General features: G+C 50.9%; 20 protein-coding genes. 12 read left to right on the forward strand and 8 right to left on the reverse strand.

All coding sequences use genetic code 11. The features are described from left to right. Positions 1-48: 48 nt before the first annotated feature. The gene (gene recQ / locus JT719_RS08615) at positions 49-2,226 is read right to left on the reverse strand and encodes a DNA helicase RecQ (RefSeq protein WP_207432475.1); all 2,178 of its coding nucleotides are present in this window, start codon (positions 2,224-2,226) and stop codon (positions 49-51) included. Positions 2,227-2,295: 69 nt separating this feature from the next. Between recQ and JT719_RS08620 the strand changes: the two genes are divergently transcribed. Both JT719_RS08620 and JT719_RS08625 read left to right on the forward strand, forming a co-directional pair. Then, positions 2,296-3,264 (forward strand): KpsF/GutQ family sugar-phosphate isomerase, encoded by a 969-nt coding sequence (locus JT719_RS08620; protein WP_207432477.1) that lies wholly within the window; start codon positions 2,296-2,298, stop codon positions 3,262-3,264. 1 nt (position 3,265) lies between these two features. Further along, positions 3,266-4,342: a mannose-1-phosphate guanylyltransferase gene (locus JT719_RS08625; RefSeq protein ID WP_207432479.1), complete on the forward strand. Its 1,077-nt coding sequence runs from the start codon at positions 3,266-3,268 to the stop codon at positions 4,340-4,342. Positions 4,343-4,480: 138 nt separating this feature from the next. Here JT719_RS08625 and rlmB read toward each other — a convergent pair whose 3' ends face one another. The 4 genes from rlmB to JT719_RS08645 all read right to left on the reverse strand — a co-directional run bounded on the left by rlmB (position 4,481) and on the right by JT719_RS08645 (position 10,276). Then, positions 4,481-5,293, reverse strand: coding sequence for a 23S rRNA (guanosine(2251)-2'-O)-methyltransferase RlmB (rlmB, locus tag JT719_RS08630; protein ID WP_207432481.1), 813 nt, complete (start codon positions 5,291-5,293; stop codon positions 4,481-4,483). A 271-nt stretch (positions 5,294-5,564) separates the two neighbouring features. After that, on the reverse strand, positions 5,565-8,573 hold the full coding sequence (locus JT719_RS08635) for a glycosyltransferase family 117 protein (protein WP_207432483.1): 3,009 nt from the start codon (positions 8,571-8,573) through the stop codon (positions 5,565-5,567). 123 nt (positions 8,574-8,696) lie between these two features. Next, entirely contained in the window at positions 8,697-9,329 is a 633-nt protein-coding gene (locus JT719_RS08640) for a T9SS type A sorting domain-containing protein (RefSeq protein ID WP_242693108.1), read from the reverse strand. 182 nt (positions 9,330-9,511) lie between these two features. Next, positions 9,512-10,276, reverse strand: coding sequence for a biotin--[acetyl-CoA-carboxylase] ligase (locus JT719_RS08645; protein ID WP_207432485.1), 765 nt, complete (start codon positions 10,274-10,276; stop codon positions 9,512-9,514). A gap of 40 nt (positions 10,277-10,316) precedes the next feature. Between JT719_RS08645 and rsfS the strand changes: the two genes are divergently transcribed. Genes rsfS through JT719_RS08670 form a run of 5 tightly spaced genes read left to right on the forward strand, consistent with a single transcriptional unit; the run spans position 10,317 to position 15,132 of the window. Beyond that, the gene (gene rsfS / locus JT719_RS08650) at positions 10,317-10,715 is read left to right on the forward strand and encodes a ribosome silencing factor (RefSeq protein ID WP_207432487.1); all 399 of its coding nucleotides are present in this window, start codon (positions 10,317-10,319) and stop codon (positions 10,713-10,715) included. Positions 10,716-10,762: 47 nt separating this feature from the next. Continuing rightward, the gene (gene ftsH, locus JT719_RS08655; protein WP_207432490.1) at positions 10,763-12,871 is read left to right on the forward strand and encodes an ATP-dependent zinc metalloprotease FtsH; all 2,109 of its coding nucleotides are present in this window, start codon (positions 10,763-10,765) and stop codon (positions 12,869-12,871) included. A gap of 39 nt (positions 12,872-12,910) precedes the next feature. Beyond that, positions 12,911-13,561, forward strand: coding sequence for a LutC/YkgG family protein (locus tag JT719_RS08660; RefSeq protein ID WP_207432492.1), 651 nt, complete (start codon positions 12,911-12,913; stop codon positions 13,559-13,561). Further along, positions 13,545-14,324 (forward strand): UDP-2,3-diacylglucosamine diphosphatase, encoded by a 780-nt coding sequence (locus tag JT719_RS08665; RefSeq protein ID WP_207432493.1) that lies wholly within the window; start codon positions 13,545-13,547, stop codon positions 14,322-14,324. The genes JT719_RS08660 and JT719_RS08665 overlap by 17 nt, the downstream gene beginning before the upstream one ends. Continuing rightward, positions 14,305-15,132 (forward strand): hypothetical protein, encoded by an 828-nt coding sequence (locus JT719_RS08670; RefSeq protein WP_207432494.1) that lies wholly within the window; start codon positions 14,305-14,307, stop codon positions 15,130-15,132. Before JT719_RS08665 ends, JT719_RS08670 begins: the two co-directional genes overlap by 20 nt. Positions 15,133-15,201: 69 nt before the next feature. Here JT719_RS08670 and sugE read toward each other — a convergent pair whose 3' ends face one another. Continuing rightward, on the reverse strand, positions 15,202-15,528 hold the full coding sequence (gene sugE, locus JT719_RS08675; protein WP_207432495.1) for a quaternary ammonium compound efflux SMR transporter SugE: 327 nt from the start codon (positions 15,526-15,528) through the stop codon (positions 15,202-15,204). 438 nt (positions 15,529-15,966) lie between these two features. On the opposite strand from sugE, the gene JT719_RS08680 reads away from it, so the two are divergent. Next, complete coding sequence (locus JT719_RS08680; RefSeq protein ID WP_207432496.1) at positions 15,967-17,079, forward strand: sensor histidine kinase; 1,113 nt, start codon at positions 15,967-15,969, stop codon at positions 17,077-17,079. Continuing rightward, positions 17,079-17,861 (forward strand): LytR/AlgR family response regulator transcription factor, encoded by a 783-nt coding sequence (locus JT719_RS08685; RefSeq protein ID WP_207432497.1) that lies wholly within the window; start codon positions 17,079-17,081, stop codon positions 17,859-17,861. The genes JT719_RS08680 and JT719_RS08685 overlap by 1 nt, the downstream gene beginning before the upstream one ends. Before the next feature lie 124 nt (positions 17,862-17,985). Here JT719_RS08685 and JT719_RS08690 read toward each other — a convergent pair whose 3' ends face one another. Beyond that, positions 17,986-18,474 carry a GNAT family N-acetyltransferase gene (locus tag JT719_RS08690; RefSeq protein WP_207432498.1) on the reverse strand — a complete coding sequence of 163 codons (489 nt, stop codon included), beginning with the start codon at positions 18,472-18,474 and terminating at the stop codon, positions 17,986-17,988. 395 nt (positions 18,475-18,869) lie between these two features. Here JT719_RS08690 and JT719_RS08695 point away from each other — a divergent pair, with 395 nt between their 5' ends. From JT719_RS08695 to JT719_RS08705, 3 genes are all read left to right on the forward strand, one after another. Next, the gene (locus tag JT719_RS08695; protein ID WP_207432500.1) at positions 18,870-20,024 is read left to right on the forward strand and encodes a zinc-dependent alcohol dehydrogenase; all 1,155 of its coding nucleotides are present in this window, start codon (positions 18,870-18,872) and stop codon (positions 20,022-20,024) included. A gap of 12 nt (positions 20,025-20,036) precedes the next feature. Next, on the forward strand, positions 20,037-20,540 hold the full coding sequence (locus JT719_RS08700; RefSeq protein WP_207432501.1) for a hypothetical protein: 504 nt from the start codon (positions 20,037-20,039) through the stop codon (positions 20,538-20,540). A 174-nt stretch (positions 20,541-20,714) separates the two neighbouring features. Then, positions 20,715-21,506: a polysaccharide deacetylase family protein gene (locus JT719_RS08705; protein ID WP_242693109.1), complete on the forward strand. Its 792-nt coding sequence runs from the start codon at positions 20,715-20,717 to the stop codon at positions 21,504-21,506. A gap of 147 nt (positions 21,507-21,653) precedes the next feature. Here the strand turns inward: JT719_RS08705 and JT719_RS08710 are convergent, their stop codons facing one another. Beyond that, positions 21,654-22,508: a GNAT family N-acetyltransferase gene (locus JT719_RS08710; protein ID WP_207432503.1), complete on the reverse strand. Its 855-nt coding sequence runs from the start codon at positions 22,506-22,508 to the stop codon at positions 21,654-21,656. Positions 22,509-22,640: the final 132 nt, after the last annotated feature.

A 22,640-nucleotide genomic window follows, 5' to 3' on the forward strand; every position in this document is an offset into this window, starting at 1 on the left:
GGTGATAAACCACCTGCTTTTAAATTTTATGATAGCACTAAGTCAATTTTAGTTAGCGTACTTAGAAAGGAACTTGATACGCATTAAACGCAGGTCTTCCTCCGTATAATCCTCGGTGCCTAATTCCTTGATGGCAACCGCCATATTATCTGTGGAAGCGTGCATGAAGTAGTCCATTACTTCTTCCTGACGGTCCTGGTCCAGCACTCCGTTGATGTAGTAATCCAAGTTGAGCTTGGTACCGGAGTAGCAGATGTGCTCAATCTCCTCAATCAGCTCTGGCATGGTAAGGCCTTTGGAGTTGGCAATCTCCTCCAGGTCCATTTTCTTGTCAATCTGCTGAATGATGTAGATTTTAAGCTTAGACTTGTTCACCGTGGTTTTCACCACCACATCGGCCGCGGTGACAATGTCATTCTCCTCTACGTACTTGGAAATAAGCTCCAGGAACGGTTTCCCGAATTTCTGCACCTTCCCCATACCCACGCCGGCAATGTGCGCCAGGTCTTCTTTGGTGGTTGGGTACGTAGTGGCCATCTCTTTGATAGACGGATCCTGGAACAGCACGTACGGCGGCAGGTTCATGTCCTTGGCCAGCTTCTTACGCAAGGCTTTGAGCATGTCAAAGAGAACAGCATCATGGCCAGCAGCGGCCTGGGTTTCCTCTTTCTCTTCTTCCTGCTGTACTTCCTCGTCAAAGTTATGGTCTTTGGCAAACTTGATGGCGTGCGGGCTCTGGATGAATTTCTCGCCTTTCTCGGTGATTTTCAGCGTCCCGAAATTCTCGATGTCTTTCTCCAGGTAATCGAACAAGAGGGCCTGGCGGATAACGGAGTTCCAGAACTGAGGCTCCTGCTCTTTGCCTACGCCAAACACTTCCAGTTGGTCATGGCCGTAGCTTTCCACGTGTTGTTCTTTGTGCCCGATGAGCACATTCACCAGGTGATCAATCCCGAAGCGCTGATTGGTTTGCACCACTGCTTTCAGGGCGTAGATCAGCTCCTGCTCGGCTTCAAACTTCTCTTTCGGGTGTACGCAGTTATCACAGAAGCCGCAGTCTTTGTCAAACTGCTCGCCAAAGTAGTGCAGCAACTGTCTACGGCGGCACACCGCTGAATCTGCGTACGCAGACATTTCCTGCAGCAACAGCTTGGAGTTGTCACGCTCGGTTACAGGCTTGTCTTTGCTGAATTTCTCCAGCTTTACAATGTCATCGTAGCTATAGAACATGAGGCAGTTGCCTTCCAGTCCGTCACGGCCGCCGCGACCGGTTTCCTGGTAGTAGCCCTCAATAGATTTAGGCGTATCATAGTGCACCACAAAGCGAACATCGGGCTTGTCAATTCCCATCCCGAACGCAATAGTGGCCACAATCACGTCTGCGTCCTCGTTCAGGAACGCATCCTGGTTGGCCATGCGCACGTTGGCGTCCAGGCCTGCGTGGTATGGCAGCGCTTTAATATCATTCACTTTCAGCAGCTCGGCAATTTCCTCTACCTTTTTGCGGCTCAGGCAGTACACAATCCCGCTTTTGCCTTTGTGCTTCTTAATGTATTGGATCAGCTGCTTTTTGGTGTTGTGCTTGGGGCGTACCTCGTAATACAGGTTGGTACGGTTAAAAGAAGACTTGAAGACAGAGGCGTCATCCATCTGCAGGTTCTTCTGAATGTCCAGTTGCACTTTAGGGGTGGCGGTAGCCGTGAGGGCTATGATGGGCAGGTTGCCTATGTTGTCAATGATGCCTCTGATCTTGCGGTACTCAGGGCGGAAGTCATGGCCCCACTCAGAGATACAGTGCGCCTCGTCAATGGCAACGAAAGAGATTTTGGCTTGCTTCAGAAAATCCAGGGTATCTTCCTTGGTGAGAGATTCCGGGGCCACGTACAGCAGTTTCACATCGCCGCTCACGGTTTCTTTCTTCACCTTGTTCATCTCTGCTTTTGACAGGGTAGAGTTCAGGAACTGCGCGTTTACTCCAAAGGCATTCAGTTGGTCTACCTGGTTTTTCATCAAAGCGATGAGCGGCGAAATAACAATAGCCGTCCCCTCCATTACCAGGGCTGGCAATTGATAACACAGGGACTTCCCGGCACCGGTTGGCATGATCACAAAGGTGTTCTTGCCCGCCATGATGTTCTCTATAATCACCTCCTGGTTGCCCCTAAATTGACTATAGCCGAAAACTTCCTTTAATTTGTTCTTTAATGATTCTTGTTTTACTAACATGAATTAAGCTTGTTGTTACAAACAAGGGTTGGTACTATCAGTTGTTGTCTTGTCTAATACAAATCTAACTTGAATATCACGAAAAATATCAAAAGCATCGCAAAAAAAGTGTTGCACGAAGAGGCAGCCGCGGTACTCAAACTAGCCGATTATATAAATTCGGATTTTGAGGCCTGTGTAGAAGCAATTTTAGCCATTAAAGGGCGCGTAGTGGTCACGGGAATTGGAAAGAGCGCGAACATTGCGTCTAAAATTGTGGCTACCCTTAATTCTACGGGCACTCCGGCGCTGTTCATGCACGCCGCCGATGCCATCCACGGAGATCTGGGAATGATCCAGTCTGAGGATTTCGTGATCTGCCTTTCCAAGAGCGGCAACACCCCAGAAATAAAGGTGCTGGTACCGTTGCTCAAGCGCAAAGGAGTACAATTGGCGGCGCTGGTTTCCAACGTTGATTCCTACCTGGCACAGCAAGCTGATTTTATCCTGAACGCCACCATTGAGCGGGAAGCCTGCCCTAATAACCTGGCTCCTACCACCAGTACCACCGCGCATCTTGCCTTAGGCGATGCCTTGGCGGTTTGCCTGCTGGAATCTCGCAATTTCAGCAGCGAAGATTTTGGTGCCCTGCACCCGGGCGGCTCTCTGGGCAAACGCCTGTACCTCAAAGTTGGCGATATTTACACCCAGAACGCCGCCCCAAAGGTGAAGACAGACGCCAACCTCAAAGAGATCATCATTGAGATCTCTTCTAAAAGATTAGGCGCCACCGCCGTCACAAACCAAGCCGATAACCTGGTGGGCATCATCACAGACGGAGATTTGCGGCGAATGCTTTCTAATTTTGAGAACCTTTCCGGTATCATCGCGTCTGACATCATGACACCTTCCCCGCTCACCATTGATTGCAATGAGTACGCGGTAGAAGCATTAGCCATCATGCAGAAAAAGAATATTACCCAGTTAATCGTTACCAAAACTGGCGCCTTTGCAGGATTTGTGCACCTGCACGACCTTTTGAAAGAAGGACTTGTATAAAATGAATCAAAATACCTTTGTAGTGATCATGGCGGGCGGAATTGGAAGCCGCTTCTGGCCGTTTAGCCGTGTGAACCATCCTAAACAGTTTCACGATGTATTAGGAACCGGCGAGAGCATGATCCAAACCACCGTGAAACGTTTCAGAGGGATATGCCCTCCTGAAAACATTTATGTTGTCACGCACCGTGATTATGCCAATCTGGTGCAGGAACATTTGCCCGAGGTTGACAAAAGCCGCATTCTGCAGGAGCCCATTGGCCGCAATACCGCCCCGTGTATTGCCTACGCCTGCTATAAGATTGCCAAGAAGAACCCTAACGCAAACATTGTGATTGCTCCGGCAGACCACGTGATCCTGCGCGAGGAGTCTTTTATCAACTGCGTGCGGGAAGGGCTGGAAGCCACCGCCAAAAACGATATTCTGGTCACGTTGGGTATTAAACCCACCCGCCCTGATACCGGCTACGGCTATATCCAGTTCATTGACGACCCGGAGAATACCCTTAAAAAGGTTAAGACCTTTACTGAGAAGCCTTCTCTGGAGATTGCGCAAATGTTTCTTGACAGCGGCGAGTTTGTCTGGAACTCGGGCATCTTCATCTGGAACGCCCAAACCATCATCAAAGCGTTCCGGGAATACCTCAGTGACATGGCCGAGACCTTTGAAGAAGGCCTCTCTAAAATGGACACCGAGGAAGAAGACAACTTTATCAACAGAGCTTATTCGCATTGCCGCAACATTTCCATTGACTACGGCCTTATGGAGAAAGCAAACAATGTGTTTGTGATCCTGGGCGATTTTGGGTGGTCAGACGTGGGTACCTGGAGCTCTTTGTACAGCCTTTCTGAAAAGAACCCCGAGGGCAACGTGGTAAACGGCAACGTGTTACTGTATGATGTCAACAACTGCATCATTAAAACCCCTGAAAACCAGTTAGTGGTTCTGCAAGGCCTGCAAGATTATATTGTGGCCTCCCATGACAATGTTTTCATGGTTTGCCGCCGGGAAGATGAGCAGAAAGTAAAAGACTTTGTAGCCGATGCGAAGGCCATGAAAGGACAGAACTTCATTTAGAATATCTTTAAGCGAGTAAAAACAGAAGGGCCCCTGCTAGCAGGGGCCCTTCTGTTTTTACTCGGTATTAGTTTTGAGGCAGTTTTCAGAAAAACACTGCTAAAACAGCCAACTGATAGTATTGGAAAACACAGTGGCTTACGCTTGCTGGCGCTGTCTCAGGGCCTCATACAAAATGATACCGCTGGCCACCGACACATTCAATGACTGTACCTGGCCCAGCATCGGGATTTTCACGCGTACATCGGCTCTTTTCAGGTATTCAGGGGAGATTCCGTCTTCTTCGCTGCCCATCATAATGGCAATAGGGCCGGTCAGATCCACGGCGGCATTGGTGAGGTTATCGTCGGCTTTCTCGGTACAGGCTACTACCCGTATGCCAGACTGTTTCAGGAAATGAAGCGTGTCCTTCAGGTTGGCCTCCCGGCATACCGGAATCAGGTTCAAGGCACCAGCCGAGGTTTTCAGTGCATCGGCATTGATCTGGGCGGCCCCACGGCTGGGAATTATAATGGCATCCACACCCATACACTCGGCGTTACGGGCAATGGCCCCGAAGTTCCGCACGTCCGTAATCCGGTCCAGCACCAGCAACAGGGGATCTTTGCCTTTCTCAAACAGAGAGGCCACAATCTCATCCAGCGGAGAGTAAGAAATAGCCGAAAGGTACGCCACCGCACCCTGGTGATTTTTGCGGGTGAGCTGGTCCAGTTTCTCATTAGGCACCAATGAAATAGGAATCTGGGCTTCTCTGGCCAGATCTGTGATTTCCTGGCTAATGCTGTGCTTGGTGCCTTTCAGCAGATAGATTTTCTCCATGGTTTTGCCGGCGTGCAAAGCCTCCAGAATGGGCCGCAGACCGAAGATCATCTCCATTTTATCGGCTTTGGGTTGGCTGTGGAACCTCGGCCTACCGCCACCTGATCTATCTCTGTAATTTCTATTTTCCATGGATGTTATGCGTTGACTAGCAGTTGAGCTGCATTTAAAATTGGCTGCAAAGGTAGCCGTATTTCTGTTAATAACTGCCAGATGCTCCCTTCACCGTCTTTTCCTTTAACGAAAGGAACTGCAAGAGAGTAGCATCCTATTTTCTTCAGCCCACAGCAGGTGCCAAATAATCACTTGGTTTTTCCTCTGTTTTATTAAAAACAAAGCGAAAACAAAAGCCAAAAAGAAAGGCCGGTTGAGAAACCGGCCTTTCTTTTTGAACTGGGGCAGCTTAGCTACCTCCCATTTGTCCGTAGTACTGCATGAACTTCTGCTCAATCTCGGTGGCTTTCTGGGTCATGCCCACTTGGCGGGCCACCTGAATCAGCTGCTGCAGGATATACAGGTTGATTCTTATCTCTGTCTCAAACATGGAGTTCTGCGTGAAGTAATAGCGGAGCGAGTTATCGGCCCGGGCCGCCATGGTGTTCACAATCTCCTGCGCCCGTTTCTGCTCCCCTACCTCGTACAACGGCACCACAAACGGCGGCACGTAGTAGTCATACGGGATGGATTTGTCTGGGAAAACCGCAAAGACGTGGTCCATGATCTTTTTGGCCGTGGCTTTGTCGCCGGCTTTCAGGTACTCCATGGTTAACTGGTAGTACTTGTCACGGGCATTGGCCGGGAACCGCAGGTAATTCTCATCATAGAAAATATCGGTGCGGTCCAGGTTACGCCAGCTGAACTTGTTCATCATGTTGTCATACATGATGTTCTTGGCGATGTAGCCCAACTGATCTGTGTTTCTGCTTTGCACCGGTACCACGCGGTAGGCTAATCCTTCCAACTGCAGGTAATTATCCAGTCCTAAGAAATCTGAGTTATCAGCGGTTGTAGAGAAATACACCGGGCGTTTCCAGTTGTTGTTGGCAATCAAGTCCAGAATGGCCAGGTGCTTTTTCTCCAAACCACCTTTGTCAATGGTCCAGCGCATCTGGCTTACAATAGAATCCTGGTACTGCGTAGGTACCGCATTGGCGGCAATCACGGCCTGCTTGTCTACATTCAGGAAGAAGTTTTTGGTTGGGAAAGACAGGTACGTACGTCCGGCCCGGTCACCAATCTGCAGTGCCTGGTGGTTTTGCTTCACTAACTGGATGTATTGCTTTAGGTCGATTCCGCTGGCAACCTCAGGTCTTTCCACGTACGGTAGATAGTCGTTGATGCCCTGGCGATAGTTTTCGTTTTCCAGGATCATCGGGAACGGATCAGACTCATAGGCCTGGCGCTTCATCTGGTCAATGTACCAGTCGGTGTTCATGTAGCTGAGTACGGCTACGCGCACATCGGTTCTAAAACCTTCCACTTCCTGGGCGTACCACAGCGGGAAAGTGTCATTGTCGCCGTTGGTGAACAGGATGGCATTAGGCGCCACCGAACTCAACAGGTTCTTGGCCGAGTCTACGGAATGGTAACGGTCTGACCGGTCATGGTCATCCCAGCCTTGGGCCGCCATAATTCCCGGAATCAGCAGGCCAATCACAGTAGCTACCACCCCGGCCAACACGTCAGACTTAACCGTTCTGCGCAGGAAATCGGCAATGGCTAACACGCCCAGGCCAATCCAGATACAGTACGCATAAAAGGCACCGGCAAAGGTGTAGTCGCGCTCGCGTGGCTCAATAGGCGGCTGGTTCAGGTAAATCACAATGGCCAAACCGGTGAAGAAGAACAGCAATCCTACCACAAAGGCATCGCGCTGTTTTCTCCTGATTTGAAAAATCAAGCCGATAATCCCCAGCGCCAGCGGCAGCATGTAGAAGTTATTGCGGGCTTTGCTCTCGGCAACGCGGTCTGGCAGGCCTTCTGAGCTTTCCCACGGCCACAACACCCCAGACTGCTGGATATCACCCTCACGACCTACAAAGTTCCAGCCGAAATAACGCCAGAACATGTGGCCCATCTGGTACCGGATCAGGAAGCTCATGTTCTCCCCGAAGGATGGTTTCTGGCCTTCCTGCACATCAACCCACTTTTTGTATTGGGCAATGTGGCCCGGCTGGTTGCTGTACAAACGTGGCAACAGTACTTTGTCTTTTGAATCGTACACTGGCTCAACCTTACGACCCACCTCAATGTACTTGTCTTTTCCTTTGATGTACTGGGCAGCGCCCTCTTCCTGGTCAACCGGCTCAGCGTTGAACTGTGGCCCTAACAGCAACGGACGGTCCCCGTACTGCTCCCGTTTCAGGTAAGACACAAACGATACAATGTTCTCAGGGTCGTTTTCGTCAATGGTAGGGTCGTAGCCCGAGCGGATTGGGATAATCAGGTAAGAGGAGTAGCCGATCAAAACGAAGATAAAGCTCACCAGCGCGGTGTGCAGAGTACGGTTTCCGGTCCGGATGGCATACCGCACGGCCCAAACAATGGCTCCAATGAACAGCGCCACAAAGAAGATAACCCCTGACCCAAACGGCAACCCGAAGCTGTTCACGAACATCACCTCAAAGCTACCTGCCAAGGAAGGCAAGCCAGGGATGATCCCCACCAGTACCACTCCTAAGATCAAGGCACTCACCACCAGCGTGATGATGGCACCCTTATTGGAATACTTTTTAAGCTGGAAAAAGAAGATAAACGCCAAAGCAGGGATAGCTACCAGGTTCAGCAAGTGCACCCCAATAGACAAGCCCACCATGTAGGCAATGAGAATAAGCCATTTATCAGAGGCAGGGTCATGGGCACGGCTTTCCCAACGAAGCATGGCCCACACCACAAAGGCGGTGAAGAACGAAGACAAAGCGTATACCTCGGCTTCTACCGCAGAGAACCAGAATGAATCTGAGAACGTGAACGCCAGGGCTCCCACAGCTCCCGCTCCCATGATGGCAATGGTCTGCCCTAAGGTAGGCACCAAGGTCTCTTCTGGCGCAGTAGCGGTAGCCATCGCCCCAATGGTGCTGGGACGGCGGGCTGGCACTAATAGTTTACGGGCCAGGATGGTGATGGTCCAGAACAGGAACAACACCGTAAAGGAACTGGAAAGGGCAGACAGTAAATTCACCCACCAGGCCACTTGCGAAGGATCACCCGCAAACAGAGAGAAGATACGGCCTAAGAGCAGATAAAAAGGGGCTCCCGGAGGGTGCGGTACTAGCAATTTATAAGAGCAGGCAATGAACTCTCCACTGTCCCAGAAACTGGCCGTTGGCTCCAGTGTAAGAACGTAGGCAATAGTAGCCACCGCAAATACCAGCCAACCCACCAGATTGTTGATCCGATTGTATTGCAACATGATGTGTTTAAGATTGAACCCTCGAAATTAGCAATTTTCTGAACGTCTAACCTCTGCACAGGTCAATAAATAAAAAAAGAGCCAGCAAAAAGCCGGCTCTTCTATAACTCAGATGCGCAGTTTTTATTGCTGCTGCAAGATAAGTCGTTTGGTTTCCACCATTTTCTCGTTTACCAACAAGCTGTAGAAGTAAACCCCGGCGGGCAGCGGCGAAAGATCCACCACAATGGTCTCAGTGGTGGCGGGCTGCGTTACGGGAATCTCCTTGTACACTTTCCCGATGGCGTTGGAAATCCTGATTTTATAGTTGTCATCTCCCAGCGCGCTCAACGAGATCCTGGTCACTCCTCTGGAAGGGTTAGGATACGCATTCAAAGAGGGAATCAGCTTGCCGTCTTTGGTGCCTTGGTTAACAACAATGTTCCGGCTGGTGCTTGCGTAAGAAGTAGAGACATTTCTTACACCGGGTTTCAGGGCCATGGCCCCGCTATTTTTGGTCAGGTAAAGAAATGGAGTATACTTTTTAGCATTGGGGTTATGCGAAGGCATGTTCAACGCGGGCAATTTTACCATCTCTGTCACCGTTATAGGAGCAGCTGTACGCCAACTCAGGAAAACCGTGTCAGAACTTGAGGTAGTTGTGGTGCGAGTGCCTAATGGCAACCCACCTGGAATCACCCCCAATGAAGCCGCCTTGCTGCCAAAAACCAAGCCCAAAGCCCAAAGCCCCAGGAAAACGCGCGTAAAGATTTTCATGCCATATATTGCAAAGAGGTTAGTGCCTATTTTTCCGATCTGGTCAAATATAAGAACCTATGTCTAAACCTCAAACTAATTCATAGTTTTTTTCCCATATTTGACTTCAAAAAGAACAATCCTGCCTTTTCTTCATCCAAGATTATTTTAGGCCAACTGTTCAAAAATTAAGCCAAAAACGCTTAATCTTCAATCACAAACTTGATTTCCTGGAACTGGAAGAACTCCAATTTCTGTTCTATCAATACTGCCAGCCGTCCGGCAGCGTCAACCCCGGTAATTTGCCCTAATACTACCCGCCCTCTTACTTCAAACGGATGCCACTCCTGGTAACGGAACAGGTACTGCAGGTACTCCCGTTTCTGTGCCTCAGCGGCCCCGCTGCGCAAAGCCAGGTACCGGCGCTCTAGGTTTTCCAGCAACTGGTCTGTTACTTTCGGGAGCGGGAACTGCTTTCCGGTAAGCAAGGCCAGTGAAGAAGCCTTGGGATGCGCAAAAGTTACCTGGTTCACATTTAGCCCAATGCCTACCACGCTGTGCTGCAAAAAGCGGCCACTGATGGAGTTTTCTATCAGAATGCCCCCTACCTTGCGGTTGTGGCAGTAGAGATCATTAGGCCACTTGAGGCAAGCACCAGAAGGCAGATGGGCGCGTAAGAGGTCAAGGACAGCCAGAGACACCGCAACGTTCAAGGAAAACTGTTGCTGTGCCTCTAAAAAAGTTGGCTTTAAAATGACAGATAACGTAATGTTTTTGTCAGGTTCCACGTCCCAGGTATTGCCACGTTGGCCGCGTCCGCCGGTTTGGGCGCCCGCCACAATGGCGCAACCATCCGTGGCCCCATTTTTGTAAAGAAGCTCATGTGCCTCTGTGTTGGTAGAGGCGCACTCTGGTAAAAAAACCAGTTGCTGGCCTATAAACAGGGTTTCAGGAGAAAATTTTTGCAAAGACTTTAGTATTTTTGAAGATCAAATTTATATTTCCCAAATGAAACAAAACACGATTCAGGACAATTCCGACATATTGGCAGAACTGGTGGTAAAAGGTATGCAGGAAAAGAAAGCAGCCGATATTGTCGTTCTTAACCTGAAATCTTTGAAAAACGCCGTTTCAGACTACTTCATCATTAGCTCAGCTAGCTCAGACACCCAGTTGGATGCCATTGCCAGCTCCATTGAAGAAGAAGTTTTCAAACTAACCAAAGAGCATCCTTGGCAGAGTGAAGGCCGTACCAACCGTGAGTGGGTGGTGCTAGACTACGTAGACGTGGTGGCCCATATCTTCCTGAAGGAAAAACGTAATTTCTACGCACTGGAAGAACTCTGGGGCGATGCCGAAATTACGCACGTAGAGTCTACGGAAGACTCTACCTCGGCCGTTGTTTAAACAAAGCTCCGGCCCGGAGGTTTACTTTTTATTGAAGAGAACAATCCATGACAGACAAACCAGAGAATAAGAAAAAAAGGAAAATAATCCCCACCACTCCGCCGCGCCCAACCATGCAGATTTGGGTGTTGGCAGCGCTCGTGATCTTTATTTTCGGACTTACCTACTATAACAACCTGAACGCAACGGTAGAAATCCGTCAGCCGCGCTTTGAGGAAATGCTCCTGGCGCAGGACGTGAAGAAAGTGGCCGTTGTGAACAACAACATGGTGGAGGTGACCTTGAAAGAGGAAGCCTTGAAAAACGAAAAATACAGAGCTGAGCTGGAGAATCGTGGCGGATTAACCATGAGTACCCAAGGTGCTCACTACCACTTCCCTATCATCACTGCTGAAAGCTTTAAGCAGGATCTTGACAAACTGCAGGCCGAAATTCCGCGCGAGCAGCGTGTGCCGTTGGAGATTGAGAAACGAACTGGCCTTTTAGAGCTCCTGATGGGCTGGCCGTTCTTCATCCTACTCATGGTAGGCTTCTGGTTCCTGATGCGCCGTATGGCCACTGGGGGTGCCGGAGGGCAGATTTTCAACATCGGAAAATCACGCGCCGCCCTGTTTGACGCCGAGAACAAGGTGAAAATCACGTTCAAAGACGTAGCCGGGCTGGAAGAAGCCAAAGAAGAGATCCAGGAGATTGTAGAGTTCCTGAAGAACCCCACTAAATTCACCATTCTGGGAGGTAAAATCCCGAAAGGTGCGTTGCTGGTAGGCCCTCCGGGTACCGGTAAAACCTTGTTAGCCAAAGCCGTTGCCGGTGAGGCCGATGTACCGTTCTTCTCGCTGTCAGGTTCTGACTTCGTGGAGATGTTCGTGGGGGTGGGTGCTGCCCGCGTGCGTGACTTGTTCAAGCAAGCTAAAGCCAAAGCCCCGTGTATCATCTTCATTGACGAGATCGATGCCATTGGTCGTTCACGGAGCCGCGGGCAGATGCCAGGCGGTAACGATGAGCGTGAGAACACCCTGAACTCCCTGTTGGTGGAGATGGACGGTTTCGCCACTGACTCCGGCGTAATCATCCTGGCTGCTACCAACCGTCCTGACATCCTGGACTCTGCCTTGCTGCGCCCCGGCCGTTTCGACCGTCAGATCAGCATTGACAAGCCAGACATCAACGGCCGTACCCAGATCTTTGGCGTACACTTAGGCCCGCTTTCATTAGCCGATGGCATTGACGCCCGTAAACTGGCCGCTCAGACGCCTGGTTTTGCCGGAGCTGAGATTGCCAACGTGTGTAACGAAGCTGCCTTAATTGCGGCCCGCCGTAACAAGAAGGCCATTGACATGCAGGACTTCAATGACGCCATTGACCGCGTGATTGGTGGTCTGGAGAAGAAAAACAAAATCATCTCTCCGGAAGAGAAGAAAATTGTGGCGTATCATGAGGCTGGTCACGCCATTGCCGGTTGGTTCCTGGAGCACTGCGACCCGTTGGTGAAAGTGAGCATTGTGCCGCGTGGTGTTGCCGCGCTGGGATATGCCCAGTACCTGCCAAAAGAGCAGTTCCTGTACACCACTGAGCAGTTGATTGACGAGATGTGCATGGCCCTGGGTGGTCGTGCCGCTGAGCAGATCGTGTTCGGGAAGATCTCTACCGGTGCTTTGAGTGACCTGGAGCGCATCACCAAAATGGCCTACAGCATTGTGACCATGTACGGAATGAACCCACGCATCGGGAACCTGTCTTTCTATGACTCTAAGCAGCCTGACACCACGTTCACCAAGCCGTACTCAGAAACAACCGCTGAGACCATTGACAACGAGGTAAGATTGCTGGTAGAGAATGCCTACAACCGCACCATTCAGTTGCTGACCGACAAGCGTCATGAACTGGAGTTGGTGGCGCAGGAGTTGTTGCAGAAAGAGATCATCTTCCAGAACGACCTTGAGCGTCTGGTTGGGAAGCGTCCATTTGATGGCCTTACCACCTATCAGGCGCATACGGCGGGCACAGACCGCAGTAAAACCCAGAGCGAGCTGGCCGGTGAAAGCCACATTACCACTCCAACCGGAGCGCAGCAAAACCAGGAAGACACGCCTACGGCAGCAGAGCCAACGGGCGCACCAACTTCCACCGGAGAAGGTACTACGTTCAATTCGTAGCTCTTTTCTGAAAAGTAGGCTTAAAACCGAAAAACAAACATGTACGAAGCTAAATCCAAAGAGATTGTGCTCCGCAAGGTAAGAGAGGCGCTGGCTAAGTCAGCGCCTTTTCTGCCTCCTACCCCTGACTTCAGCACCTCGGTGTACGGGCCTTTGCTGGAAGACCTCTCCGTGCTCTTCGCCGAGACGTTCATCCGCAACAGCGGCACCTTTGTGTACTGCGAGAACGAGGAAGACTTCTTTGACCAGCTGTTTGAGTTCAAGAAAGAGCGCGGCATTGACAACCTGTACGTGTGGGAGCCCACGCTCAAGAAGATTCTGCACGCGGGCGGTATCAACTTCAACGGCACCGAAGACGACTTCATCAACAACGCCCAGGCGGCCTTGACTACCTGTGAGGCGCTGGTGGCGCGGACGGGAAGTATCCTGGTTTCCTCGGCTAACGCCAGCGGCAGAAGGCTCTCAGTGTACCCGGCCATGCACTTAGTGGTGGCCAAATTGTCACAGTTGGTACCCGATATAAAGCAGGCGCTGCAGTTTGTGCAGGAGAAGTACGGCAAGCGGCTACCGTCCATGCTGTCTTTGGTGAGCGGCCCCAGCCGTACCGCCGATATTGAGAAAACCCTTGTCATGGGCGCCCACGGCCCCAAAGAACTCATTCTGTTCCTCGTTGATGATCACTCCGATTGACGTCTTACCCCCCGGTAAAAAAGTATATTTTGCCTCAGACTTCCACTTAGGGGTTCCCAACCCGGAGTCCAGCCTGGTGCGCGAGAAAAAAATTGTGCGGTGGTTAGATCAGGTGAAAACAGACGCCCACGCCATTTTCCTGCTGGGCGATATCTTCGATTTCTGGTTTGAGTACCGCCACGCCATCCCACGCGGTTTTATCAGACTTCAGGGAAAACTGGCCGAAATCGCGGACAGCGGCATTCCCATCTACCTTTTCACGGGAAACCATGACATGTGGATGTTTGACTACTTCCCCAAGGAACTGAACATCCCCATCATCCGGAAACCCATTTCCACCAGAATTGGTAACCATACGTTCTACATCGGGCACGGCGATGGTCTGGGCCCCAAGGATTACACCTATAAAGTCCTGAAAAAGGTGTTTGCCAACCCGTTGAGCCAATGGTTTTTCGCGCGTATTCACCCCAACATGGGCATTGGCTTGGCTAGTTACTGGTCCCGCAAAAGCCGCATCCAGAACACCAAGGTAGACGAGGTGTTCAAAGGCGATGACGAGTGGCTGGTGCACTACTGTAACCGCGTGGAAGGACGGCAGCACCATGATTTCTACATCTTCGGGCACCGGCATTTGCCCCTGGATTTACCCATTGGCGAACGCAGCCGCTACCTGAACCTGGGAGAATGGGTCAATTTTTGCTCCTATGCAGTCTATGATGGTCAGGAACTTACCCTTACGTATTTTGAAAAGCAGCCTGCTTAGCTTGGTTTTCCTGCTTTCTGGCTTTTTGAGGCCAGAAACGGGTTTAAGTCAGGCACCCGCCCCAACCTGGTCGTTGGCGTTTCAGCTGCCCGCCAAGGGAAATGCGTTGCTATCCATCGATCGGTTTGACCGCGCTTATCTATCAGACACCAGGCAGAATATTATTCAATTAGATACGCTGGGCAAGGTGGTGAACACGTTCTCGCCGCCGGTGCAGGGCAGAGTGGCCATGGTAGAGGCCTGGAGCCCGGCCAAAATCTCGGTGTTCTACGATGACCGCCAGCGCGTTCAATTGCTGGACCGTTTTCTGACGCCCCTAGGTTTGGCCGACTTGAGAGAATACACCGATGGCACCATCAGGGCCGCTACCTTAGCCGCCGATGACCGGCTTTGGCTCTTTGACGAGACCACCTTCAGGCTGTTGAAAATTGATACCCGCGTGAACCGGGCGGTGTTTGAGAACCCTTTGGAATTGCTGCTGGACCGCCGGCAGCACGACATCACGTTCCTGCGCGAGTATCAAAGCAAGCTGTACATGGTAGACCGGCTCTCGGGCATTTACGTGTTTGACAACATGGGCAATTACCAGAAGAAGCTTCCCTACCCTAACCTTACGTACGTGGGCTTTGTGGGCGATGAACTGTATTATCTCTCCAATAACCAGCTTCAGTTCCAGCACCTGTACACGTTCCAGACCCGCACCGTGGCCCTGCCAGAACAAGCCCAGCCTTACCGTCAGGTTTTGGTGGGCGATAAGTTTATTTACCTGCTCACCACCGATTCACTTTTCGCTTACCGTAAAAAGTAACTCCCGTTTCAGGCCTGATTCCAGAAAATCCAGCCTGAAACGGAAGCTATCCGCAGATACGCGGCAGGCTTATTCTTTCGCCAGAAACTTAAGCCCAAGCACCCCGGCAATAATCAGCCCGATGCACACCAACCGGATCACGTCTTTGGGCTCATTGAACAGAATCATGCCTAGAATGGCGGTTCCTACGGCCCCAATTCCGGTCCAGGAAGCGTAGGCAGTACCCACCGGCAGAGTACGCATAGCTTGGGCCAGTAACACAAAGCTCAGAATCATGATCACCACCGTAATGATGGTAGGCCAAAGCTTGGTAAATCCTTCGGTGTACTTCAGGCCTATGGCCCAGCCAATTTCGCAGAGGCCGGCTATGATAAGGTAGATCCAGGCTGTATTCATTCTCTTCATCTTTTCTAGTATGTGTACGGATGCTCAGGAGGTAGTTACCACAGGTTCAGCACGTTAATTTCCGTTTTGGTCAGGATTTGATTGCGTACTTGAGGGCAATACTTCTACTTGCAAACTTAGCGGGAAAGCTATATTGCTTTCTCTGTTACGGCAAACTTATGAAAAAAGCCGCAGGCAGGTAGTGCTTCCAGACTTTTGTTCTCCTGAATCTGGACAAATCATGTTTTTGGCCCTGAGACGTTGTTTAAAGGAAAAGTCCTCCTGAACAATTAATTTCGAGGTTTCTTACACTAACCAGCTACGCTGTTTTGCGCCTGTTTTTTCAAAAGTACGCCGCTATCCAGAGATTAGAACATTAATAATACCATGAGCAGAACGTGCCTTTCAGCAATTGAAACTGGGGTATGGTCATCAATTGTGTTTTGAACTATGATTCTCTCTACCGAGCTTTTGGACAGGCTGTTTGTGCAGTCTCCCTTTATGAAGAAAAAGTTTCAGTTTAAGCATAAAAACCTGTTGCGCTACCTGGGCAATACGGGCATTGCCTTCCTTATATTCTGGGTGTTCTTTTTTATCCACCGCACCGGCTTCAGTGATTTCGAGCCGGTAGATGTGTTCCGCCTGCTCTACAATGCGCTGATGGTCAACGTGGTGCTGGAGGGTACCCGCCTCATTGCCAAACGCCTCAGTAAAAAGTATGACTGGCGCGAGTACGGCCTGCGCCGGTTTATCTATGAATGGATCTCGGTACAGGTGTACATCTTGTTGGTGATGGTGCTGTTTGAGGTGATGCCGCGCATGTTCCTGGGCCAGATGGCCTATGATTTCCAGAACCCCGAGGCCATGCGCTATGTGAAAGAGGTCTTCGTGTTTGGCAGTATCATTCTGCTGTTTGTGCACTTCATCCGGTCGGGCATTTACTTCTACAACCAGTGGCACCGCTACCTCATGCAGGCCGAGAAACTGAAGAAAGAGACCATTAAGGTGCAGTTTGAGTCTTTGAAGCAACAGGTGAACCCGCACTTTCTGTTTAACAGCCTCAATGCCCTTTCCTCGCTCATTTACAAAGACCAGGATCTGGCGGCTAAGTTTGTGGAGCAGCTATCCAAGGTATACCGCTACGTGCTGGAAAACAAAGACAAAGAGCTGGTAAGCCTGCACACTGAGCTGGACTTCATTTACTCTTACCTGTTCCTGCTCAAGATCCGGTTCAGGGAGAACCTGCAGGTGAACATGGACGTGCCCGATCATCTGCTCAACCACCAGGTGGCCCCGCTCACCATGCAGTTGCTCATGGAAAACGCCATCAAGCACAACATTGTGAGCCGCGACGAGCCTCTGTACATTGACGTGTTTGTAGAAGGCGATTACATCATCATCAAGAACAACCTGCAGTTGCGCGAGAGCAGCGAGGAGTCTACCGGGGTGGGCCTGAAAAATATCATCAACCGCTACAAATTCATCACCGATAAAAAAGTAGACGTGGAAGTGACCGCTGATAATTTCATTGCTAAATTACCTCTTCTAAACAAAGCCGCCTGATGAACATCCTCCTGATTGAAGACGAATATTTGGCTTCTGAGAAATTGGAAGCCCAGCTGCTCCGCTATGATCCCACCATTCGGGTGGTAGGCACCATTGATTCCATCCGGAACGCGGTGCGGTGGTTTGAGTCCAATCCCACGCCTGATCTGGCTTTTCTGGACATCCACCTGTCAGACGGCAACAGCTTTGAGATTTTCCAGAAGGTTGAGGTGAAATGCCCTATTATCTTTACTACCGCCTATGATGAATATGCGGTAAAAGCCTTCAAGGTGAACAGCATTGACTACTTGCTCAAACCCATCAGCAATGAGGACCTGGCCGCTGCCATGGACAAGTTCAAGGCCTTACGCCAAAGCCAGCCCCAAACACCAGCCCTGGACATGCACCAGATCATGGCCCTGCTGAACCGGAATGCTTCTCCCATTACCGAAACCCCCAACTACAAAAACCGTTTCCTGGTGAAAAGCGGCCAGAAAATACGCTCGGTGTCTACTGATGAGATTGCTTATTTCTACGCTGAGGATAAGATCGTTTTCCTGATCACGACCAACGGCCAGCGCTTCATCACCGACTATACCCTGGACACCCTGCAGGAGATCCTGGACCCCGAGCAGTTCAGCCGCCTGAACCGCCAGTTCATTGCGCACATTCACTCCATTGATGAGATCCATCCGTATTTGAAGGGCCGCCTGAAAGTGTACGTAAAACCCACCACCGACAAAGAAATCATCATCAGCAACGAGCGCGCCGCCGCCTTTAAGGAGTGGTTGGGCAAGTAAGCTGTTTCAGGGCTGTTTCCTGAAAATCAGGGTTAAAACAGAACTACATTTTTGTTAAAACGGGAGAGGTCAGATGAAAGCATCTGGCCTCTCCCGTTTTAGAGCCGTTTTTCAAAAACCTCCTTTATTCCGCCAGATCTTTCAGCATCCAGATGTTGCAGGCATAATGCCCCGAGTTGCCCAAGGCGTGCGGCAAGGGTTTAAAGCCGGCTTTCTCATACATGCTCACGGCTTTGGCCAGCTCGGGGAAAGACTCCAGGTAGAGTTGTTTGTAGCCCAGTTCTTTGGCCAGGGCAATGTTTTGCTGCATCAGTTGGTATCCTATGCCCTGCCCTCTTGTCTCAGCGGCCAAGTAAAACTTCACTAATTCGGCGCAGCCTTCTGGGAGCCCATCGGTGGGGTACACGCCGCAGCCGCCAATAATTTCGCCTTCCTGCTCCGCCACCAGGTACGCGCTGCCCGGCGTCTGGAAAAGCTGGTACAGGGCATCGGTGGTGGGGTCTGTGTAGACGGTGCCGGGCTTATCAATTTTGAATTCCCGGAATACCTTCCGGATCAGATCGACCAGCAAAGGATTATCCTTTTCTTCTATGGGCCTGAAGGAAACGTTCATGGGTTGGGCTTCTAATCTTGGGCAAGGGGCAAAACCAGGGTCTGCCTCTTTCTGGTTTTAGCCGCAAAACTAGGGAAAGCAGGTAACTTGTACGGTTAATTTTTTCAGCTCACCTATTGTTCAGAAGGCCAAAGCACCGGCTTCTGTTTACCGGCAATTTCTCTGAAAACAAGGCTAAAACAGGGCATCAGCGCTAGCTCATCTCTCTTAAGGTTTCTCAGCTCAATACTACTTTCCCAAAAGACCAGAACAGGCGCTTGTAACTTTAAAATAGTATGCAAGTATCTATTACAGTGCTACGAACAACTTACTCTGTATTTAGCGCAAAGCCAGAGCCCCAAGCTTCTTAGCCAAAGTAAACTCATGTTTCACCTTAACCTCTAGGAAAGATACGTATGCTAGCCATGAATTACCGAGGACCTTTGAGGGTCCGCATAGATCAAAAACCCATGCCTGAAATCAAGCATCCGCAGGATGCCATTGTCCGTGTTACCCGCTCCTGCATCTGCGGCTCAGACCTGCACCTGTACAACGGCTCGGTACCAGACACGCGCGTGGGGATGACCTTTGGGCATGAGTTCACGGGAATAGTAGAAGAAGTAGGGCCAGAGGTGACCAAGGTGAAAGTGGGAGACCATATATTGGTGCCCTTCAACATTGCCTGCGGACAATGCGCCTTCTGTAAGCAGGGCTTGTTTGGGAACTGCCATGAATCAAATCCCCAAGCCACAGCGGTGGGCGGTATCTTCGGTTACTCCCATACAGCCGGTGGCTATGATGGCGGCCAGGCCGAATACGTAAGGGTGCCTTACGCCAACGTAGGTCCCACCGTAATCCCCGAGGGGATGGACCCAGATGATGCCGTGCTCCTCACAGACGTGGTTCCTACCGGGTACCAGGCCGCTGAAATGGGCGGTATCCAGCCCGGCGACACCGTGGTGGTATTTGGGGCGGGTCCGGTTGGGATTATGGCCGCCCGTTGCTCCTGGCTGTTTGGCGCGGGCCGCGTGATCATCATTGACAAAGTAGACTACCGCCTTGAGTTTGCCAAGAACTATGCACAATGCGAGGCTTACAACTACAATGAGATTGGCGACCCGGCAGTGTTTGTGAAGAAGACTACCGATTGGATGGGTGCCGATGTCTGCATTGACGCCGTTGGTGCCGAAGCCACCGGTAACGCCCTGCAAACCATTACGGGTAGAAAATTATTGATTCAGGCCGGTTCTGCCACAGCGCTGCATTGGGCCATCAACTGCGTGAAAAAAGGCGGTATTGTCTCTATTGTGGGAGTTTACGGCCCAACCGACAACCTGGTGCCCATCGGGAACGTGGTGAACAAAGGTATCACTATCCGGGCCAACCAGGCCTCGGTGCCAAGATTGCTGCCCAGACTCATTGAACACGTACAAAACGGCATTTTGAACCCCAAAGGGCTCATTACGCACCGCATTCCGCTGGAAGAAGTGTCTGATGCATACCGTATGTTCTCTGAGAAGCTAGACAATTGCATTAAACCAGTTCTTATTCCACCATCAGCCAGAATCTAAAGGAGAAATATCATGGAAAATACACCAAGAGATTATTCACATATAATAGGTTGGGGAATTGATGCAGATCCGAAGAATGATCCCACTTACCCCATGAAGCGCCGCACCGATGAAGAGCAGCGCGGCTATACCTGGCAGCGACCCACCCAGCAGCCCATAGACGTGGAAGTATTCCATTCTATTGAGCGCCCCAACGTGAGTGCGGTGTTCGGGACGTCCACTCCGCCCAGCGGCTTGAGCGGTAAAATCCGGCGCCTGGCCTTCAAGAAAAGCGAGAACGACTACGGCCATTGGCTCCCGCTCATTCTGGCAGACCGCATCAACGTGGTGGAAGGAATCATTGACGACATCAAAAACGGCAAATTCCCCAACATCATTGCCGAAAAAGGCATGAAAGCCGATTGGCAACACAACCGTTCCGGCGTTATCCAAAAAGCAGCCATCGGGGCGTTTGTGATTGCTGCCGTTGTGGCTTGGAAATGGGGCAAAAGCAGCGGCGCGAAAAGGTCTAGATAACCTACCGCTTCTTCATATTCAACAAGAAAAGATAAACCCGGCCGGGGATATTTCGGCCCGGTTTATCTTTTCTTATCTTTAGGGAGTTTGCAATAGGGCTTTCGCTTTCAAATGCACCAGAAACAGCATTCAACCAGAAATCCAGATCACTCCAACCATCTAAAGACCAAACCTTTGAAAAAGTACTTTCTACTTTTGCTCAGCTTGTACAGCTTCTCCGTTTCTGCCCAGGACTGGAATAAAAAGAAATGTGCCGTGGTACTCACTTATGACGATGCCCTGAATGTGCATCTGGATAAAGTAGTTCCGGCGCTGGATTCCTTTAAACTGAAGGGCACGTTCTATCTCACGGCGGCGGCTGCCCCTTTCTCTAAACGCCTGCCCGAGTGGAAGAAAGTAGCCGCTAACAAGCACGAATTAGCCAACCACACGCTTTTTCACCCTTGTGATGGCAGCCAGCCCGGCCGCAGTTTCGTCACCCCAGATTACAACCTGGCAACGTACTCGGTGCGCCGTATCCAGGACGAGGTAAAGATGACCAATGCCGCCCTAGAGGCCCTTGACGGCAAAAAAGAACGCACGTTCGCTTATCCTTGCGGAGACACCAAAGTAGCCGGCGTTTCTTACCTGGACGGCATCAAAGGCGAGTTTGTAGCAGCGCGCGGCGTTCAAGGCGTAATGGTCCAGAACAGCCCCACCGATCTGTACAACGTGGGCAGCTTTATGATCAACGGCCAAACCGGCGATGAACTTATCTCTATGGTGAAGAAAGCCATGGAAACCAACAGCATGATTGTGTTCCTGTTCCACGGCGTAGGCGGCGAACACGCCCTTAACGTTTCCCTGGATGCCCACCGCAAGCTGCTGCAGTTCCTGAAGCAGAACGAGAAAGAAATCTGGACTACCACTTTTCTGGAAGCGGCCAAATACATGAAAGCAACCGGTTCAGCCCAGAAGACGAATTAACTCTCTTTTAGGGCTGATAGCTCAATTTGGCGCTCTTTTCACAAAGCACTGCCAAAACAAACCCCGGACCAGAGAAGCTTTGAGCAGCTTTCCCTGGTCCGGGGTTTTCTGTTTCCGGGCGGTTTTCAGCAAACCAGGCCAGAAACGTTAAACGGGTCTGATCATCTCATATTGGCCGGGGATTTCGGACATTCCTCTGTTTTGCAGGAACTCCAGGGTAACCTGGCTTTGCTCATCCACATTGATCACCGAGATTACCGCCGAGGTAGTCAGTTCCGCCATTTGCTGCAGCAAGGCTTGCCCAATGCCGCTTCCTCTCCAGGCCGGTGCTACGGCCAGTTGCGCAATGGCGCCGGTCATGGGGTACACCACCCCATAGCCCACGCATCGGTCCAGGGCGTACGCTTCTACTACCCGGATGTATCCTGTGCTGCGGTCAATAGACGCGATGTGGTGCTGCCAGCTTGGCTCCACATCCCAGAAAGTCTGGTAAAGCGGCCAGTCTGGCGTATTCACCGTTTTGTACGTCACCCCCTCGGGGTTATTGGAGTGCCACGCCAGTTCTGCCTTGTTATGCCTGAAACACCTGAAATTCCGCACGATTTCAAACCCCAGCTTTTTGTAGATAGTAAAGGCGCGGGTGTTTTCCTTAATCACCTCCAGAAGACATTGCTCTACCCCTTCCCCTTTCAGCACGGGCAAACAGAAGTGATACATCTGCTGGGCTACCGCCTGGCCCCTGGCCTCGGGTACCACGCCGGTGCCTCCGTTGTACGCGGTTTTCCTGCCTTGCCACTCCCCTACCGCATTCAGGATAAACCCCACTGCCGCATTATGTTCCAGGGCTAAAGGAGAGAAGCGCAGGTCGGTGCCATCGCGGGTGAGTTTCAATTCCAGGATCTCGTTGGTGAGTACCATGGGCTGCACGTAATCAGAGAAAGCGGTGTTGAACAAGGTACACAGCTCGGTGACCGAGAGGTTTTCAGCAAAAGAAAAGGTCATAGCAAATACAAGTGGGTTTAGCTGGCACTAAGTAACACAATCAAAGCGCAGAACTCAACAGGTAGTTAGGATACGCCCTCCCGCCGGTTTACTACGCCAAAATGTTGAGGTGGCATAAAAGGAACGGATATT

This window comes from Sabulibacter ruber, from assembly GCF_017355955.1.
GTDB lineage: Bacteria > Bacteroidota > Bacteroidia > Cytophagales > Hymenobacteraceae > Nibribacter > Nibribacter ruber_A.

Excerpts from the sequence above, each read along its gene's own strand:
- JT719_RS08700 (WP_207432501.1), top strand. The coding sequence starts at position 20,037 with ATGGAAAATACACCAAGAGATTATTCACATATAATAGGTTGGGGAATT.
- JT719_RS08680 (WP_207432496.1), top strand. The coding sequence starts at position 15,967 with ATGATTCTCTCTACCGAGCTTTTGGACAGGCTGTTTGTGCAGTCTCCC.
- JT719_RS08695 (WP_207432500.1), top strand. The coding sequence starts at position 18,870 with ATGCTAGCCATGAATTACCGAGGACCTTTGAGGGTCCGCATAGATCAA.
- JT719_RS08640 (WP_242693108.1), bottom strand. The coding sequence starts at position 9,329 with ATGAAAATCTTTACGCGCGTTTTCCTGGGGCTTTGGGCTTTGGGCTTG.
- rlmB (WP_207432481.1), bottom strand. The coding sequence starts at position 5,293 with ATGGAAAATAGAAATTACAGAGATAGATCAGGTGGCGGTAGGCCGAGG.
- JT719_RS08635 (WP_207432483.1), bottom strand. The coding sequence starts at position 8,573 with ATGTTGCAATACAATCGGATCAACAATCTGGTGGGTTGGCTGGTATTT.
- JT719_RS08685 (WP_207432497.1), top strand. The coding sequence starts at position 17,079 with ATGAACATCCTCCTGATTGAAGACGAATATTTGGCTTCTGAGAAATTG.
- rsfS (WP_207432487.1), top strand. The coding sequence starts at position 10,317 with ATGAAACAAAACACGATTCAGGACAATTCCGACATATTGGCAGAACTG.
- JT719_RS08690 (WP_207432498.1), bottom strand. The coding sequence starts at position 18,474 with ATGAACGTTTCCTTCAGGCCCATAGAAGAAAAGGATAATCCTTTGCTG.
- JT719_RS08625 (WP_207432479.1), top strand. The coding sequence starts at position 3,266 with ATGAATCAAAATACCTTTGTAGTGATCATGGCGGGCGGAATTGGAAGC.
- ftsH (WP_207432490.1), top strand. The coding sequence starts at position 10,763 with ATGACAGACAAACCAGAGAATAAGAAAAAAAGGAAAATAATCCCCACC.
- JT719_RS08710 (WP_207432503.1), bottom strand. The coding sequence starts at position 22,508 with ATGACCTTTTCTTTTGCTGAAAACCTCTCGGTCACCGAGCTGTGTACC.
- JT719_RS08660 (WP_207432492.1), top strand. The coding sequence starts at position 12,911 with ATGTACGAAGCTAAATCCAAAGAGATTGTGCTCCGCAAGGTAAGAGAG.
- JT719_RS08665 (WP_207432493.1), top strand. The coding sequence starts at position 13,545 with ATGATCACTCCGATTGACGTCTTACCCCCCGGTAAAAAAGTATATTTT.
- recQ (WP_207432475.1), bottom strand. The coding sequence starts at position 2,226 with ATGTTAGTAAAACAAGAATCATTAAAGAACAAATTAAAGGAAGTTTTC.
- sugE (WP_207432495.1), bottom strand. The coding sequence starts at position 15,528 with ATGAATACAGCCTGGATCTACCTTATCATAGCCGGCCTCTGCGAAATT.